At 47.0% G+C, this 17,276-nt stretch carries 13 protein-coding genes; 10 read left to right on the plus strand and 3 right to left on the minus strand.

All coding sequences use genetic code 11. The features are described from left to right. Positions 1 to 24 precede the first annotated feature (24 nt). The 3 genes from ftsW to murC are packed head-to-tail and all read left to right on the plus strand — an operon-like array spanning position 25 to position 3,595. Positions 25 to 1,170, plus strand: coding sequence for a putative lipid II flippase FtsW (gene ftsW / locus ACM64D_RS11185; RefSeq protein ID WP_415063304.1), 1,146 nt, complete (start codon positions 25 to 27; stop codon positions 1,168 to 1,170). Then, a complete protein-coding gene (gene murG, locus ACM64D_RS11190; RefSeq protein ID WP_415063305.1) occupies positions 1,167 to 2,237 on the plus strand; it encodes an undecaprenyldiphospho-muramoylpentapeptide beta-N-acetylglucosaminyltransferase in 1,071 nt (356 codons plus the stop codon). The genes ftsW and murG overlap by 4 nt, the downstream gene beginning before the upstream one ends. Continuing rightward, complete coding sequence (gene murC, locus ACM64D_RS11195; protein ID WP_415063306.1) at positions 2,234 to 3,595, plus strand: UDP-N-acetylmuramate--L-alanine ligase; 1,362 nt, start codon at positions 2,234 to 2,236, stop codon at positions 3,593 to 3,595. Before murG ends, murC begins: the two co-directional genes overlap by 4 nt. A 33-nt stretch (positions 3,596 to 3,628) precedes the next feature. Here the strand turns inward: murC and ACM64D_RS11200 are convergent, their stop codons facing one another. Further along, positions 3,629 to 5,164 (minus strand): methyl-accepting chemotaxis protein, encoded by a 1,536-nt coding sequence (locus ACM64D_RS11200; RefSeq protein WP_415063307.1) that lies wholly within the window; start codon positions 5,162 to 5,164, stop codon positions 3,629 to 3,631. Between the two features lie 202 nt (positions 5,165 to 5,366). On the opposite strand from ACM64D_RS11200, the gene ACM64D_RS11205 reads away from it, so the two are divergent. From ACM64D_RS11205 to ACM64D_RS11220, 4 genes are all read left to right on the plus strand, one after another. Continuing rightward, entirely contained in the window at positions 5,367 to 6,113 is a 747-nt protein-coding gene (locus ACM64D_RS11205) for a cell division protein FtsQ/DivIB (RefSeq protein WP_415063308.1), read from the plus strand. 113 nt (positions 6,114 to 6,226) lie between these two features. Continuing rightward, on the plus strand, positions 6,227 to 7,477 hold the full coding sequence (ftsA, locus tag ACM64D_RS11210) for a cell division protein FtsA (RefSeq protein WP_415063309.1): 1,251 nt from the start codon (positions 6,227 to 6,229) through the stop codon (positions 7,475 to 7,477). Positions 7,478 to 7,512: 35 nt separating this feature from the next. Then, the gene (gene ftsZ, locus ACM64D_RS11215; protein WP_415063310.1) at positions 7,513 to 9,159 is read left to right on the plus strand and encodes a cell division protein FtsZ; all 1,647 of its coding nucleotides are present in this window, start codon (positions 7,513 to 7,515) and stop codon (positions 9,157 to 9,159) included. Continuing rightward, on the plus strand, positions 9,159 to 9,908 hold the full coding sequence (locus tag ACM64D_RS11220; RefSeq protein ID WP_415063311.1) for a UDP-2,3-diacylglucosamine diphosphatase: 750 nt from the start codon (positions 9,159 to 9,161) through the stop codon (positions 9,906 to 9,908). The genes ftsZ and ACM64D_RS11220 overlap by 1 nt, the downstream gene beginning before the upstream one ends. Before the next feature lie 54 nt (positions 9,909 to 9,962). On the opposite strand, the gene ACM64D_RS11225 is transcribed toward ACM64D_RS11220, so the two are convergent. Beyond that, positions 9,963 to 10,712, minus strand: a complete 750-nt coding sequence (locus ACM64D_RS11225) for a hypothetical protein (protein ID WP_415063312.1) — start codon at positions 10,710 to 10,712, stop codon at positions 9,963 to 9,965. A gap of 163 nt (positions 10,713 to 10,875) precedes the next feature. On the opposite strand from ACM64D_RS11225, the gene ACM64D_RS11230 reads away from it, so the two are divergent. The 3 genes from ACM64D_RS11230 (at position 10,876) to ACM64D_RS11240 (ending at position 15,098) form a co-directional block, all read left to right on the plus strand. After that, positions 10,876 to 11,424, plus strand: coding sequence for an NUDIX domain-containing protein (locus ACM64D_RS11230; protein ID WP_415063313.1), 549 nt, complete (start codon positions 10,876 to 10,878; stop codon positions 11,422 to 11,424). Between the two features lie 16 nt (positions 11,425 to 11,440). Beyond that, positions 11,441 to 14,128, plus strand: coding sequence for an aconitate hydratase AcnA (gene acnA / locus ACM64D_RS11235; protein ID WP_415063314.1), 2,688 nt, complete (start codon positions 11,441 to 11,443; stop codon positions 14,126 to 14,128). Positions 14,129 to 14,300: 172 nt separating this feature from the next. After that, positions 14,301 to 15,098: a L,D-transpeptidase gene (locus ACM64D_RS11240; RefSeq protein ID WP_415063315.1), complete on the plus strand. Its 798-nt coding sequence runs from the start codon at positions 14,301 to 14,303 to the stop codon at positions 15,096 to 15,098. Between the two features lie 56 nt (positions 15,099 to 15,154). Here ACM64D_RS11240 and ACM64D_RS11245 read toward each other — a convergent pair whose 3' ends face one another. Next, positions 15,155 to 17,242, minus strand: coding sequence for a S9 family peptidase (locus ACM64D_RS11245; protein WP_415063316.1), 2,088 nt, complete (start codon positions 17,240 to 17,242; stop codon positions 15,155 to 15,157). Between the last annotated feature and the right edge of the window lie 34 nt (positions 17,243 to 17,276).

Raw genomic sequence — 17,276 nt, forward strand, 5'->3', positions numbered from 1 at the left:
AACTAAAGGTCGGGAGTCCTTTTTATGTTGAGATATTTGTCCAGCAGCTTGTTTTTAGCCATCATCACTCTTTTGGGAATCGGCCTCGTTCAAGTTTACTCATCCAGTTTTATCTTTGCTATTGAGTCTTATGGCGACGGTCTTTTCTTTTTTAAAAGGCAGTTGATTTTTGCCTTCATCGCTTTCGCGGTGTTGATCGGAACAATTCACGTCCCTTTTCGTTATATTCAAAAGTATGGTTGGGCTTTGTGGTTTATTGCAACTCTTGGGGTGATGGCCACTTTTGTTCCGGGCATTGGGATCCGCGTGGGCGGAGCCATTCGTTGGCTTCAGTTGCCGCTGGGAGTTCGCTTTGAACCCGGAGAGCTTTTGAAAATCGCTTTCAGTGTGTGGTTTGCCAGTTTGTTGGTGCGCCAGGAAAACATTCTTGCCAAGGTGAAGTGGTACTGGTTGCTTCTGGCCATGATCGTGCCTTTGGCCTTCTTGCTGAAGCAGCCTGATTTTGGAACTTTCGCTATTATCATGATGGTGGGTGTGACGCTGCTGTTTGCTTTCGGTCTGCAGTGGAAGTACATCATCGCGGCCATGTGTGCCTTGGTGCCGGCGTTCTATTTCTTGGTGATGTCCGTGCCTTATCGTCGGGCCCGTGTTCTGGCATTTTTAGATCCCTGGTCGGATCCCGCGCAAAAAGGATTTCAAGTCATTCAAAGTATGTTGAGTTTTCACTCTGGGGGATTGACCGGTGTCGGATTGGGTCAAGGCCAAGGAAAACTCTTCTTCTTACCTGAGGCTCACACGGATTTTACTTTGGCCGTCTTTGGTGAAGAGATGGGATTCATCGGATTTTTAATGATCTTAGCTTTGTATGGATTTGTGGTGTTCCGCGGAATTCAGATTGCGGTCAAAGCAGAGGATACCTTTAAAAAATCTTTAGCTTTGGGATTGTCAGTGACTTTTGCACTCAGTGTCTTTATCAATGCAGGGGTGGTGATGGGGCTTTTGCCAACCAAAGGTTTAACTCTGCCGTTTTTAAGTTATGGTGGCAGTTCCTTGGTTTCTTTGTGTTTTATGTTCGGCTTAATCCTCAATATTGAAAACTCTTTTGAAGAAGACAAGTTTTCACGCCGCTTTGGATCTCGATGGACGACATCAAAGGTGAAGAATTCATGAGTAAAAGAACCATTGTGATCGCCGGTGGAGGCACAGGAGGTCACATTTATCCTGGGATCGCTATTGCTCGGGCGATTCAAAAGTTAGACCCCAGTGTGGAAGTCCACTTCGTTGGAACTTCGACGGGCCTGGAATCAAAAATTGTTCCTCGCGAAGGATTCCCCCTTCATCTGATTGAATCTGGAAAGTTGAATGTAAAGAGTCCGTGGCAGAGATTGAAAACTCTCTTCAGAATTCCTTTAGGCGTTTGGCAATCCGTTCGTTTGTTAGGGCAGTTGAAACCGCTTTATGTTATTGGAGTCGGGGGTTATGCCTCGGGGCCGTTCGTTTTAGCGGCCAGTATTATCGGCTTTAACACGGCGATCTGGGAACCCAACGCAATGCCCGGAATGGCCAATCGTTTATTATCAAGATTTGTCGATAAATGTTTTGTAGTTTTCGCGGAAGCGCAAAAGCACCTCAAGAACGAACAGATTATTCAAGCCGGGATGCCGGTGCGCGAAGAAATCGAAAATGCGATTCATGAATCGCACACCGATGACAAGTTCCACTTGTTGGCCTTTGGCGGCAGTCAAGGGGCTCGTGCGATCAATAATTGTTTGAGTGACGCCGTGATGTCGGGCGGGGACTGGGTTCGGGATCTTTCTGTTGTGCATCAGTTGGGTGCTTTGGATTTCGCCAATATATCTGCCAAATATCAAGGGGCCCCGTGTGAGGTGCAGCCTTTTGAGTTTATTTATGACATGCCAAAGTATTATCAATGGGCGGATATCATTGTGAGTCGTGGGGGCGCAAGCTCGATTGCCGAGGCCGCGGCCTTTGGCATTATTCCGATCATTATTCCACTCCCGTTGGCTGACAACCATCAGCAAAAAAATGCGGAGAGTCTGGTGGAAAAGAGGGCCGGACGCATGATTTTGCAGAAAGATTTAACTCCAGCAAGGTTGATTTCAGAAGTCCAATCTTTGAGGCAAGATAAAGCTTTGCGTGATGAAATGGTTCGGAATATAAAGAGCTTCTATATCCCTCAAGCTGCGACCACGATCGCGAAGGAAATCTTACAATGAAATTAGAGCACGCTAAATTTCATTTTGTCGGAATCGGTGGAATTGGTATGTGCGGTCTCGCCGAGCTTCTGCACAATATCGGTGCGAAGGTCACGGGGAGTGACCTGGCCGATAACGCCAACACGGAACGCCTGAAAGAATTGGGAGTCAAAGTTTTTAAGGGCCACGCGGCCTCCAACGTTGGCGATGCCGACGTGGTTGTATACTCGAGTGCCATTCAATATGGAAATCCCGAGATATCAGAGGCGCGGGCGCGACAGATTCCGTTAATTCCCCGAGCTGAAGCTTTGGCAGAAATCATGCGTTTAAAGCGTGGCATCGCCGTCGCGGGAACTCACGGAAAGACAACCACCACGTCGATGACATCAGCGATTTTTTTAGAAGCCAATTTGAGTCCGACCATCGTTGTCGGGGGTCGCTTTGAATTGATTAAGTCCACGGCGATGCTAGGCTCCGGGGAATGGTTGGTGGCTGAGGCGGATGAGTCTGATGGAAGTTTCCACAAGTTGTCACCTGAGATTGCGATCATCACCAATATCGATTCAGATCATTTGGAGTATTTTAAGACCTTTGAGAACTTACAAAAAAACTTTTACGATTTTGCACTTAAGGTTCCCTTCTATGGCAAGATGATTGCCTGTGGGGATGATCCCATCGTGCGCCAGATTTTTGAGAATTTCCCCAAGCGTATTTTATTTTACGGATTTGACGAGAAAAATGATCTCGTCTTGAGTGGGGAACAAGGACATTATTCTTTGTATCGCAGCGATCGTCTTCTTGGGACGAGACATCTTGTGGGGGAGTTCAACCTCAAGGTGCCGGGACGTCACAATGCTTTGAATGCTGTGGCCGCTATTTGTGCGGGGGTTGCTGCGGGAATCCCTTTTGCGACATGTGCGAAGGGACTGCAACGTTTTGAAGGTGTCGATCGTCGTTTTCACTTTAAAGGTGAAAAAAGAGGTATCAAAGTTTATGACGATTACGGGCATCATCCGACAGAGGTGCGTGCCGTTTTGCAGGCCTTCCGAGAAAAGTATCCGGCCCAACGATTGGTGGTTTTCTTTCAACCACATCGTTTTTCGCGGACGCAACATTGCTGGCACGATTTTACGACCGCTTTTAAAGAGGCGGATGAGGTTTTGCTTGCGGATATCTATCCTGCGGGAGAAGCCCCGATTCCAGGGGTGAGCAGTGAAAAGCTGGCTCAGGAAATGAAGCACGAACATGCTCATTATTTCTTGCGCGATGAAAAAGCTACGCAAAAGGTTCTGGGTCTTCTTAAAGAGGGTGATGTTTTTGTGACCCTCGGAGCTGGGGACGGTTGGAAGCTGGGACTGGATGTTCTGAATCACCTGTAAAATACAAGGGGCCCGCAAAGGCCCCTTTTGTTTTTAGGAAGCTTTTGAATTTTCCCCTCTGAGAATGTTATTGAGTTGCACGACGGCATCACTCATGACGGTGGACTGAGTTGTGAGCTCCTCGGAGGCGGCGGCACACTGTTCAGCGGCTGCCGCATTGGCTTGAGTGAGCTTGTCCATATCGCTCAAGGCTTTATTGATTTGGCTGATGCCAAGTTCTTGTTCTCCGCTGGCGCTGGAAATTTCAGAGTTTAACGTTGAAAGTTGTTCAATGGTTTTGACGATCGCCTTGAGTGAGGCCTCGCTGGAAGTCACAACGGAGTGCCCCTGTTCGATCTTCTCGACGCTTTCAATAATCAAAGTAGAGATTTCCTTGGCCGAGGTGGCGCTTCGCTGAGCAAGATTACGAACGGCCTCGGCGACGACGGCAAAACCTTTTCCGTGTTCACCCGCACGCGCAGCCTCGACGGAGGCATTGAGCGCCAGCAAGTTTGTTTGAAAGGCGATATCGTCGATCACGGTAATGATCTCTTCAATCTTTTTTGAGCTGGCCGAGATGCCATCCATGGAGACCGTGAGCTTGCGAACCTCCGCTTCCCCGAGGCGAGCTTTCTCTTGGGCTTGTTGTGCTAAATCGCGCGCTTGACCCGCATGTTCTGTATTCATTTTGACCATACTGGAAACTTCCTCTGTCGAAGCAGAAGTTTCTTCTAAGGACGCGGATGCTTTGACGGCGGAGGTGTTGAGGTTTTGACTGGCCACAAGAATTTCTGACCCCGTTGAAGAGACTTGGGCGCCGGCTTTGTTAAGAATATTGATGGACTTCACGAGAGCGATCAGAGGCTGCCGAACAAAGAAATAGGAAATCGCGAGAATAACGATGGTAATTAAGAGGGCCCAAAGAAGAATAGAATATGTGGTGTTCGTCGCGGCTTGCGCCACGCGATCTGTTGAGGAGGCGACGGCGAAGACTCCGTGAAGTTTTCCGTCCTTCCAGTTTTCCATGGGGTAACCTAAAATGTCTTTGCCGTTTTTCCAGGGGCTGTTGGCAGGATTTCCGTGGCAGAGTAAACAGCCTTGGCTTTCGGAAAGGCGAACGGGGCGATAGACGAGCACCTCTTTGTCATTCCCCTCGACTATCTCTTTCAATTCAGGATTGGCATCGAACTGTTTTAAGATCTCGCTTTCTTTTTGCGTGGCCCTGTTTTTTTCTCTACGAGGCTCATCAGAGAAAACGCGAAATTTATATCCATCACTTTCGGCATTTTCAAAGCCGACAACGATCGACGCGAAGATGGGAACTTTGCGTAGCAGTCGTTTGTGTTCTTCTTCGGGGAGTTGGCCATCTGGATATTTTGAAACCGCCAAGGCGAAATCTTGTTCTAATCCTCCTTGGGTGGCGACATAGGCACGAATGGATTCGAGACGAGACAAGATAGCTCTGGATTTATCCACGAGTTGATCTCGTCCTTGTTGATGAACTTTGGAAGAAGAGATTGCCACGGCGGCAAGGGTACACACGACACAGGACAACGCGACATTAAGAACAACTTTGCTGCTGAATTTCATTGTGATCTCCTTGAATGCCCCCCTATCGGGTGGAAGTTTGAAATACAACATGGATAGAGATTCGCGTTCCCAACAAATGTTAGTGAATACGACAGCTATTCATGGTGGACCTAGGTCTTGTTTTGCCTTCAAGGTTTCATTGTTGGAGGGGATCTTGATATTCTAAAAATCACGACAGCAGAGGATTTGCGGAGACATTTCAGTGAAGAAGCTCGCGGTACAACTTATCTTTGGATTTATCGTTCTTCCTCTTTCTTTAGCGGGCTCACTTTATTATCTAAATCAGCGCGGATTTTTTAATGTGGCAAATATTGAGGTTGTTCTGGAAAGACACAAGCCCGGACAAGAGCAATTTCTAAGGCCTCACATAGATAATCTCGAGGCAGCCCTCGGAAAATACAAAGGACTCTCGCTTTGGAGTATTAAGCTGAGTTCGATTTCTCGTGAAGTTTCTTCTTTGAATTGGGTTGATAGTTTGAATATCAAGCGCAGTTGGCCTGCGACCTTGTCTGTGCGGGTGCAGCCTCATGAAGTTAAACTTCTGTATATTTCGAAGCAAGGCAAGTTGGTCCCGATCATTCAAGACGGTCGATTCTTGGATCCTGTTGAAACGCGTGAAGCTCCTGATGTGGCCATTTTGGAAGGAGAGGTTTTTTTAAAAAAAACAGATCTTCGAAAAAAAGCGGTCGACGTCATCGAACAGATTCCTGCTGAAGGATCGTTCAGCAAAAAAACAATTTCTGAAATTCGCTATGACTCTAAAGAAGGTTTTTGGATGACGATGATCAAGACCGGAATTCAAGTCAAGATGGGCGAAGATCAGGTGGCATTGAAGGCCGCAAGAGTGAGCCAAGTTGTTGATTATCTCGATTCCCGCCAGTTTGACGCGCGCGTCATAGACGCGAATCTGTCAAAGAAAGTCCTTGTCAGGTTGCGTAAGGATCCCTAAGCTTAAGTCTGGAGGACCGATCAAAGTCCGGTTTGGCCGCTTTGAAAACCCTTTAAAATGATTTTAATCGGTGGTTCTACAACATTAGTTTAAGCATCCGTGAGGACTTAAGGATGAGTACATCAAAACCGAAAGCATCGGTGTTGGCTGGTTTGGACATTGGTTCTACCAAGGTCTCTTTTGTAATCGGAACAGTCAATCCCGACGGAAAAATAGAAGTGGCCGGAGTCGGCACCGCTCCTAATACAGGCATTCGCCAGGGTGTCGTGGTTAATATTGAAGCCACCACCGAATCCATTAAGAAAGCTAAAGAAGAAGCAGAACTCATGTCAGGCTACTCCGTCTCCGAAGTGTGGGTGGGAGTCGCGGGAACGCATATTTCTTCTTTTGATTCTAAAGGAATGGTGGCCATTAAAAATCGTGAGGTCACGGCTTCTGAAATTGATCGTGTCATCGAGGCGGCGAAAGCTGTTGCTGTTCCTGCAGATCGCACCGTTCTGCATGTTTTGCCTCGCGAGTTTAAGGTCGATGGGCAAGACGGGATCACAGATCCTATTGGTATGTCGGGCATCCGCTTGGAAGCCAACGTGCATATCGTGACCGGCGGGCAAAGCGCTATTAATAACACCGTGAAGTGTGTTGAAAAAGCGGGTCTTAAGATTGCGGGCCTTGTCCTAACACAGTTGGCGTCGGCCACAGCTGTTATTTCAAATGATGAAAAGAACTTGGGCGTGTGTGTAGTCGACATGGGCGGCGGCGCATGTAACGCTTTGTACTTTGTGAATGGAAGTGTGGCGCATTCATCGACAATTCCGGTGGGCGGTCAGCACTTTACTCACGACGTGGCGGTGGGGCTTCGTACTCCGCAGTTCTCCGCTGAAGATCTTAAAAAGAAGTATGGCTGTGCCATGGCTTCTATGGTGAATGAAAACGAAACTATCGAAGTCGAAGGTGTGGGCGGAAGAAAATCCCGTGTCATTCCTCGCAAAGACCTGGCGGATGTTATCGAAGCTCGGGCAGAGGAAACTCTGAACTTGATCGCGAACGACATTCGTATGAGTGGTTTGATGCCGATGTTGGGATCGGGAATCGTTCTTACGGGGGGCGCAAGTCAACTGGACGGACTGGTTGAGATGGGTGAGTTTATTTTTGATATTCCCGTTCGTCGAGGGGCGCCTCGCGAAATTGGCGGGTTGACTGATGTTGTGAAGGCTGGAGAATTCGCAGCGGCAGTAGGACTTTTGTTGCATGCCTTGGGACAGCGTAAAGACCTGCTCAATAATCAGCAGCAAGAGGTCAACCTTGGTGAGTCGTTGGATGGCCTCACGAAGAAGATCAAAGATTTTTTTGGACAGATTTTTTAATTTTATCGGGTGAGTAGATCGTAGGGGAGGATCAAATGTTTGAGTTGGAAGAGAATATCAATATCGGAGCAAATATTAAAGTAGTTGGTGTCGGCGGAGGCGGTAGTAACGCGGTTTCCACGATGATTGAATCCAACATGAGTGGTGTTGAGTTCATCGTTGCTAATACAGATATTCAAGCTTTGAATGCCAACAAAGCTCCCAATAAAATTCAGTTGGGTCTTGATCTAACAAAAGGTTTGGGCGCTGGTGCGAACCCAGATGTGGGTCGTAGAGCGGCGATTGAATCGTATAATGAAATTGTTGAGAAATTGGAAGGCTCGGACATGGTTTTCGTCACTGCGGGTATGGGTGGTGGAACCGGGACTGGTGGCGCTCCGATTGTTGCGAAGATTGCGCGCGAACTTGGCGCTTTGACAATCGGTGTAGTCACTAAGCCCTTCCTGTTCGAAGGTAAAAAACGCGGCAAACATGCAGAAGCGGGTTTGCAAGATCTTAAAGAGAACGTCGATACTTTGATCGTGATCCCGAATCAAAAGTTGCTTTCTATCGCGGCTGAAAAAACTCCTCTTCTTGAGACTTTCAAGAAAGCCGACGAAGTTCTTTTGCAGGCGGTAAAAGGTATCTCTGACCTTATCAATATTCGCGGTTTGATCAACTTGGACTTCGCGGATATCCGCACTGTCATGTCTTCTAAAGGCATTGCGATCATGGGAACAGGAGCTGCCAAAGGTGAAAACCGTGCGGTGGAAGCGGCGACGGCGGCGATTTCTTCTCCTCTTCTTGAAAATGTAAAGATTGATGGTGCAACAGGTATCATCATCAATGTAACGGGTGGTTCAGATCTATCTTTGTATGAAGTGAACGAAGCTTCAACATTGATCACAGAAGCGGCTCACGAAGATGCCGAGATCATTTTCGGTGCGGTTATTGATGACAGCATGGGTGACGAAGTTCGTGTGACAGTGATTGCAACAGGTTTTGATTCTCATGATGTGAAACTTGTGAACGACATGGCTCAAGTTAATCAAATGCAGAATTTCTTGAACCAACAAACAGCACAGTTTGCGAACATGAACAACATGGGCATGAATAATATGAACATGGGTATGCAAATGCCACAAATGCCGGTGATGCCGACTATGCCGCAGATGCCGCAAATGCCTCAGTTCCCACAGATGCCTGTGATGCCGACAATGCCACAGATGCCACAAATGGCGCCTGTAGAGTTGCCTCCTATCGCGGCGGTGCAATCTCAAGTTATGAACTTTACAACTCAACCTCAGCAAACCGAGGTTTCCATGGTGACTGAAACTGTGGTTGTTCCTCCGGTAGCTCCAGTGACGCCACAGATGGCGCAACAGGCGGCACAAAATGTGATGCCTCAAGCACCGCAACAGACTCAAGAGGTTGCGACTCCGATTCAACCACAAGTTGAGACAACGGTGTCTCCTCGCGATATGTTGTTGGCAAAAGCTCGTGCTTTCAAAGAAAGCCAAGATCTTAAAGCTCGCCACAACAATCCAGAGCAGTTGTCTATGAACGTAGATCATGAACAACAGTCTTTGGAAGAGGCTCGTCGTATGGCTCGCGAGGTTTTGAGCTCTCCATTCTCTAGCCAAAATCTTGAAGTTCCTGCTTTCATCCGCAAGAAACAAGGTTTTGATTTGAACAAAGAATAGTGGAAGCCTGGTTTTTATCTGACATTCACTTAAAGTCCGCTGAAGAGCGCAATGGGAAGATCCTGTTGCGCTTTTTGCGTTCTTTGCTAGAGAGAAATCCAAAGGAAATTCATCTCTTCATGCTGGGGGATATCTTCGATCTTTGGGTCGGTGGGCATTCTTATTTTGCCAATAAGTTTAAGGCCCACATCGAGGCCTTGCAGGCGCTCAAAGCAGCCGGGGCGCGTATTACTTATATTGAGGGCAATCATGACGTGCATATCGAAAGCTTTTTTCAAAAAAGACTGGGTGTCGAAGTTTTTGTAGAGGCTCAGTATTACGAGATTGATGGTCTTCGCATTCGCTGTGAGCACGGTGATTTGATTAACTTGGAAGACACCAAATATCTTAAGTATCGCAGTATTATTCGTCATCCCTATGTCAAACCCTTGGGAAATCTTCTTCCAGGTCGTTTTTGGGATCATATCGGCAATAAAGCCAGTGCAAAGAGCCGTCAATACAGCGGACGCCATGTTTCAGGGAAAGAGACTCAACTTATTCAGATGATTCGGGCCCATGTTCAAAGAGCCTATCAAGAAAAGCCTTTTGATCTTATTATCTCAGGCCACATGCACGTCTTTGATGATCATATTGTGGATGTGGACGGGCGGAAGGTTCGCTCGGTCAATCTGGGTTCTTGGTTTGAAGAGCGTGTGAAGGTTTTCTGCGTTCGTCAGGGTCAGGGTGAGTGGGTTTATCTTCCGTCTTGAAGAAAAAAAAGGCCTTCTCGAAGAAGGCCTTTTTTAACTACCGCAAAAGAAATATTAGAAATTCATCGTGTAACCAATAAGGCCTTGAACGCCCGACATGGTGGTTTTTAAGTCCGAGCCGTTTCTTTCCACTTCGCTCGAGCCTCCGCATTGACTGATGCCTGAGATATCACCCGAAGAACAGTTGCCACCCGTGGTCAGATTTCTTTCGATCGGCATATAGCGAAGGTTTCCTTCGACAGTCAGGCAGTGTGAGTCTGTAAAACAGAAATCAACTCCGATACCACCCATGGCGCCAAAGGCACTCCCTTTGAAATCAAGATTTTTTGCTCCTGCAGAGATAGAACCACTTAAGCTTCCATATCCTAGGCCCGTTTGCATATAAAATTTGATGAAAGAGTTTTCCAAGGGGTAGAGGCGGAAGATGGGGAAGACCGTGTAGCCCGTGAGTTTGTAATCGTAACTGCCGGCAGCGCCGCCAGAGCCATCCGTGCTTTGCATAAAGTAAGAAGGACGGAAAACAAAGGCATACATCGTACCACTAAAACGATAACTCCAGTTGGCGTAGAACTCCCAAGCACTGCCCAGAGTTTTGATATTGGCGCCGGTGTTGATCGCATCGTCGATCGCACCATTTAGATCGTCTTGTCCTGCGGAAACTGTTGAAATCCCCAGGCCGATCGCCATGTCACCAGACAGGCTACGTCCACCTCCGCGTCTTTGTGCGTTCGCATCTTGTGCTGTGAAAACAGAAACAATAAGAACTGTCGATAAGAATAGACCCACTTTATTCAAAGTTCTCATAGAAGATCCTCCTGATCTGAGAGAGAGTTAGACTCTATTAGAATCTTTTAATAAAGACTCTCGAGCAACCATCATTATACACCTTTTAGACAAAGGACGGGGCGATCTTTCGTCCAGGGATTAAAACTGAGACAAAGCAATCCCCATATGAGATTCTGAGTTTATGAAACATTTAGAAGAAAAAACGCTCTCCTCAAAGCAGATATTTCGTGGTCGTTATTTGAAGATTGAGCAAGATGAGGTGCAGGCTCCTGACGGAAAAACCTATGTGCGAGAATACATTCTTCATCCAGGGGCGGCGATGATGATTCCTCTTTTGCCGAATGGGAATGTGGTGATGATTCATCAATATCGTCATGCTGTTAAGCAGGTGTTCTTGGAGTTTCCCGCAGGAAAAAGGGATCACGGCGAAGAGACCATTTTGACCGCTCAGAGAGAGCTTAAAGAAGAGACTGGCTATGAAGCCAAAGAGTGGAAGTTCTTAACAACAATTCATCCGGTCATTGGGTATTCCAACGAGCACATTGATCTGTATCTGGCGCAAGATTTAACAGTTTCTGCTCAGCAGTTGGATCATGGCGAATTTATTGAGGTCATCGAAGTAAAGCCAGACGACCTCATGCGACTTATTCGCGAAGGAAAAGTCAGCGATGTGAAGACTCAAATCGGCGCCTTTTGGCTTGATAAAATATTGCGCGGGGATTGGAATTGAGAGGGGGGACCCTCTCATGCATATTCATTCTAAAGACAGTTTTAAAACAAAAGAAAAGCTTCAAGTCGGAGCGAAGACTTACACGATCTTCAACGCGCAGAAGATCTCTCACGCAAATATAAAAAAACTTCCAGTCTCTTTGAAGGTGTTGCTGGAAAATTTGCTTCGCCATGAAGATGGTCTTCATGTCAGTCATGAAGATATCGAATCTCTTTTAAGTTTGGATAAAAAATCCCTGACTCGGGAAATTTCATTTTTTCCCGCCCGAGTTTTAATGCAAGACTTTACCGGAGTTCCGGCCGTCGTCGATCTGGCGGCCATGCGAGATGCGATGAAGACTCTAGGGGGGGATCCCAAAAAAATCAATCCACTTGTGCCTGTTGACTTGGTGATTGATCACTCAGTGATGGTGGATTCGTTTGCGACGTCGAATTCTTTTGAAGAAAACGTGAAGATGGAGTTTGAAAGAAATCATGAACGTTATGTCTTTCTGAAATGGGGGCAAAAAGCTTTTCATAATTTCAGAGTTGTCCCTCCGGGTACGGGCATTTGTCATCAAGTGAACCTGGAGTATCTTGCTAAGACAATTTGGCAATCCAAAGTCGGTCATGGTGAATATGCTTTTCCCGATACATTAGTTGGAACCGACAGTCACACCACAATGATTAACGGCCTTTCTGTCCTAGGTTGGGGTGTCGGGGGAATCGAAGCTGAAGCGGTGATGTTAGGACAGCCACTGAGTATGCTGATTCCCGAAGTCGTGGGCTTTCGTTTGGAAGGGAAGCTGCCGGAAGGGGCGACGGCGACGGATCTGGTTTTGACGATCACTCAGATGCTCAGAAAAAAAGGAGTGGTTGGGAAGTTTGTCGAATTCTACGGACCGGGATTGGCATCGATGTCTTTGGCGGATCGAGCCACCATTGCCAATATGGCTCCCGAGTATGGTGCCACCTGTGGATTTTTTCCCATCGATGATGAAACTCTGAAGTATCTTCGTTTATCGGGGCGCGATGCCGATACCATCTCTTTGGTGGAAGTTTATGCCAAAGAAACGGGTCTTTGGCGCTCGGAAGAGGATGAGAAGAATTACGTCTTTCACGAGACTCTTCACTTGAATCTTTCCAGCGTAGAGCCTTCGCTGGCGGGCCCCAAGCGCCCCCAAGACCGAGTTCTTTTGACAAATGCGAAGAACGATTTTCATCAACAACTGATATCGGGCTTTCAGATTCCCGAAAAATTGGCTTCGAAAGATGAGTCGGCGGTGCCCGTTGAAGGTGCTTCCTATGACTTGGGACACGGAGACGTGGTGATTGCAGCGATCACCAGTTGTACTAACACCTCGAATCCCTCTGTCATGATTGGGGCAGGGCTTGTGGCGAAGAAAGCTGTGGAGAAAGGCTTGCAGGTGAAGCCGTGGGTGAAAACCTCCTTAGCTCCGGGCTCTCAGGTGGTGACGGACTATCTGGAAAAGGCGGGATTGCAAAAGTATTTAGATCAATTGGGATTCAATCTTGTCGGTTACGGGTGCACAACTTGTATTGGAAACTCAGGACCTTTGCCAGCTCCGATTGCTGCGGCGGTGGAGCAGGGGAATCTCGTGGTGGCATCGGTGCTTTCGGGAAATCGTAATTTCGAGGGACGCATTAATCCCCATGTGAAGGCGAACTATTTGGCTTCGCCCATGCTGGTCGTGGCTCATGCCTTGGCGGGAAGTATGCATGTTGATATCACGAAGGAGCCGTTAGGGGAAGATTCCCACGGGAAACCTGTTTATCTCAAGGACATCTGGCCCAGCTCCAAAGAAATTCAGGATCTAGTCAATCACACGGTTCAAACAAAGATGTTTGATCATCGTTATGGGAATGTTTTTGCTGGAACAGAGGATTGGAAGAAAATTGAAACCACCTCTTCGCAGACTTACTCCTGGGATGAGAGCACTTACATTAAGAATCCTCCCTATTTTGTGGGCATGAAGGTCACTCCTGAAAAACTTCACGACGTGAAGGGGGCAAGAGTTCTGGCTATTCTTGGAGACTCCATTACGACGGACCATATTTCTCCGGCTGGAAGTATTAAAAAAGATTCACCGGCGGGGAAGTATTTGATCGGCAAAGGGGTTCCGTCTAAAGACTTCAACTCGTATGGCTCTCGTCGTGGCAATGATGATGTGATGGTGCGTGGGACATTTGCCAATATTCGTATAAAAAATGAAATGCTTCATGGCGTGGAAGGGGGGATCACGAAACATGTTCCTTCCGGAGAGGTTCTTCCCATCTATGATGCCGCCATGAAGTATCAAGAGACGAAAATTCCACTGGTGGTGATCGCTGGGAAGGAGTATGGGACGGGATCTTCTCGTGACTGGGCGGCGAAGGGAACGCGTCTTTTGGGAGTGAATGCTGTCATCGCGGAAAGCTTTGAGCGGATTCATCGTTCTAATCTTATTGGAATGGGGGTTATACCCTTGCAATTCCATCAAGGTATGGATCGTAAAACGTTAAATTTGGATGGCACAGAGACCGTGGATATCCTGGGGGTCGGAACGGGAATGAAGCCCCAGGAAGACCTTAAGGTCATCATTACTCGAGCGAGTGGCGAAAAACAGGAAATCCAAGTGCGCTCGAGAATCGATACGGCGGTGGAGCTAGAATACTACAAAAATGGAGGTATTCTTCACTATGTGCTACGCAAGCTGATCGAATGAGTTCTGCCAAGGTGCTGTCTAACTTTTTGTCAAAAAGCCCGGTCCCTATGTCTTTATTATAAAGCCGACACGCAGAGGGGCTTTTCCTTAAGACTGGAGGCCCCTTTTGTTGGCAACATAATTGCTTAGTACCTGTCGACTATTAAATATCGTGCTCGATATGGGAGTAATTATGAACCTGATTAAGTATGGGACCCTGGCGACTGTGATGATCCTCAGTCAAAATGCTTCGGCGTCCTTCTGGGGCAAGGTGAAGAACGCTTTTAATGACTGTAAGTATTCCGAGCAGGAATACCAAGAGACATTGCAGTTTGAGTCGTTAATGACTCCTAAACTTCCCGAGCATTTTTCCGGTCGCTTTTCTGAACGGGACTTTATGAATAAACCCTGGATGCGGGGTTTTCGGTATGTGATTGTGATCAACAAATCAGAATACGGTTCTTTGGCGCAAACCATGCGTGTCTATGACAATGGCTATTTGATTCATCAGACAAAGGTTTCAACAGGTCGCGAAGGTTTTGAGCTTCGTCGCAAGAGCAAAGAGTGCACGGGGGCTCCGGCGAAATCTTATTGGTCGCAAACGCCCACAGGATTTTATACTCCCAAATATCTTTCTAAAGATCACACCTCGAGCTCTTGGGATTCGGATATGCCCTTTGCGATCTTCTTTGATATCGACAATGGTTTGGCTCTTCACCAGGTTCATTCCAAGTACAAAGACTATTTAGGAAATCGCGCCTCAGGGGGCTGTATTCGCCAGGATAAAGAGACCGCTGAAAATCTCTTTAACCTTGTCAAAGAAACGGAAGGGGCCGTTGTCCCGGAAGTGAATGTTGATGGAACCCCGGTTTTGGATGAACAAGGGAACGTGAAGTACAGCAATCAGCAGTTTTGGACAAATTCACGCACAGGTGAGTTGGTGAAATTTAATACCTTCAGTGCCTTGATTATCGTTGAAAACGCGCCCTAGCGTTTTTACCAGAGCGTTTAGTTTTTAAGACCCCTCTTCGAGCGAAGAGGGGTTTTTTATTTTTCATTGATCATTAGAATAAACGCATAGTCCGTCGCTGTATCTTTAAGCTGATCAAAACGTCCCGAAGCGCCACCGTGTCCGGCCTTCATGTCTGTTTTTAAAAGAATGACGGAGTCCCCTTTGTTGTGGTCGCGAAGTTTGGCGACCCATTTGGCAGGTTCCCAATATTGAACTTGAGAATCATGAAGTCCCGTCGTCACGAAGGTGTTGGGATACTTTTTGTCTTCGACATTGTCATAGGGTGAGTAAGACTTGATATAGGCATAAGCCTTGGGATCATTGGGATTGCCCCACTCGTCATATTCAAAGGTTGTTAGAGGAATACTGTCATCAAGCATGGTGGTGATGACATCCACAAATGGAACCTGAGCGACGATTCCCGTGTAAAGATCCGGGCGAAGATTCATGATAGCGCCCATCAAAAGTCCCCCAGCGCTGCCACCCATGGCATAAACCTTTTTGCTATCGACATATTTGTTCTTCACCAAAGCTTCCGTGCAATCAATAAAATCGAAAAAGGTATTCATTTTGTGGAAGGTTCTTCCATTGTCGTACCACGCGCGACCCATTTCTGAGCCTCCACGAATATGGGCTTTGGCGAAAACAAAACCTCGGTCAATCAGACTGAAAGTGTCGCTATTGAACCAAGGATCCATATTGGCTCCATAAGAGCCATAACCATAAATCAAGAGAGGAGCTGTGCCATCCAGCTTATGTTCCTTCTTCATGATTAAGGAGACCGGAACTTTGGTTCCATCGCGAACCGTGAAGAACACTCGCTCTGTCTTGTACAGTTCCGCGTTGAAGTTAGGAACTTCATGTCTTTTAATCAGTTCCTGGTGATGGGTATTCAGGTTGATATCATAGACGGACGGTGGCAGGCGCATGGATTCGTAGTCAAAGCGCAAAAGATCCGTGTCGAATTCACGATTGTCGCCGACGGAGGCCAGATAACTTTCGTCTGCAAAAGGAATGGTGAAGGCATTTTTTGCCTGGCGATCGGTGATTTGAATTTGTGTTAATCCATTTTTTCGTTCATCCAAAGCCAAATGGTTTTTAAAGACGGTCACGTCTTGAAGATAGGTATCCTCGCGATGGGGAATAAGCTCTTTCCATTCTTTGAGATCGGTGTGATTCAGATCCGCCGTCATCAGTTTGTAGTTCTTGGCGTTTTTGTTGGTGAGGATGTAAAAGAGATCGCCGCCATCGGTGACGGAATATTCATGCTCTCGCTCTCGGGGCGTAAAGACCTTAAAAATATCTTTGGGTGTATTCGCATCAAGATACTGAACTTCGGTGGTCAAGGTGCTTTGAGAGTTGATATAGATAAACTTTTTTGAGAGAGACTTGGAGGCAAAGCAGGAAAAGGTCTCGTCCTTCTCGAAGTAGACGAGATCTTTTTGGTGGCTCTTGATGTTGTAGCGATAGATCTTTTCGGCGCGCAAGGTCTCTGGGTGTTGCTGAGCATAGAACACTGTCTCATTGTCATTCGCCCAAACGAGGTTGCCAGTCACATTTTCAATTTTATCAGGAAGAACTTTTCCCGTGGTAAGATCTTTGAAGTAGATCGTGAAGAAGCGACGTCCCACCGTATCCACCGCATAGGCCATCATTTGGTGGTTGGGACTCATCTTAGGGCCTGTGGTTTGATAGAAGTCATGACCCTGAGCCATTTCAGGAACATTGAGCAAGATTTCCTCTTTGCCCTGTAAAGAGCCTTCACGGCGAACAAAGAGAGGGTATTGTTTTCCTGTCTCGTAACGGGCAGAATAATAGTAGTTGCCGTCTTTGGCGGGCGCAGAGGACTCATCTTCTTTCACGCGAGATTTCAGTTCCTGAAAAATCTTTTCTTCCAACGATTTTACGGGCTTCATAACTTCATCGGCATATTTATTTTCTTGATTCAGGTGTTCGATGACTTGAGGGTTTTCCCGGTCACGAAGCCAGAAGTAGTCGTCAACACGAGTGTCTTGGTGTTTGACTAAGGACACAGGTTTTTTTTCGGTTTGTGGAAAAGGAAGAGGATTTTTGTGCATACAGGACGCTCCCAACAATAAGAAGACATAAGAAAGTCTTTTCATAGGCGAAAGACTATCATGAACTCATTGTGAGGGG

Origin of the sequence: Bdellovibrio sp., from assembly GCF_047637665.1 — a bacterium.
Lineage (GTDB): Bacteria > Bdellovibrionota > Bdellovibrionia > Bdellovibrionales > Bdellovibrionaceae > Bdellovibrio.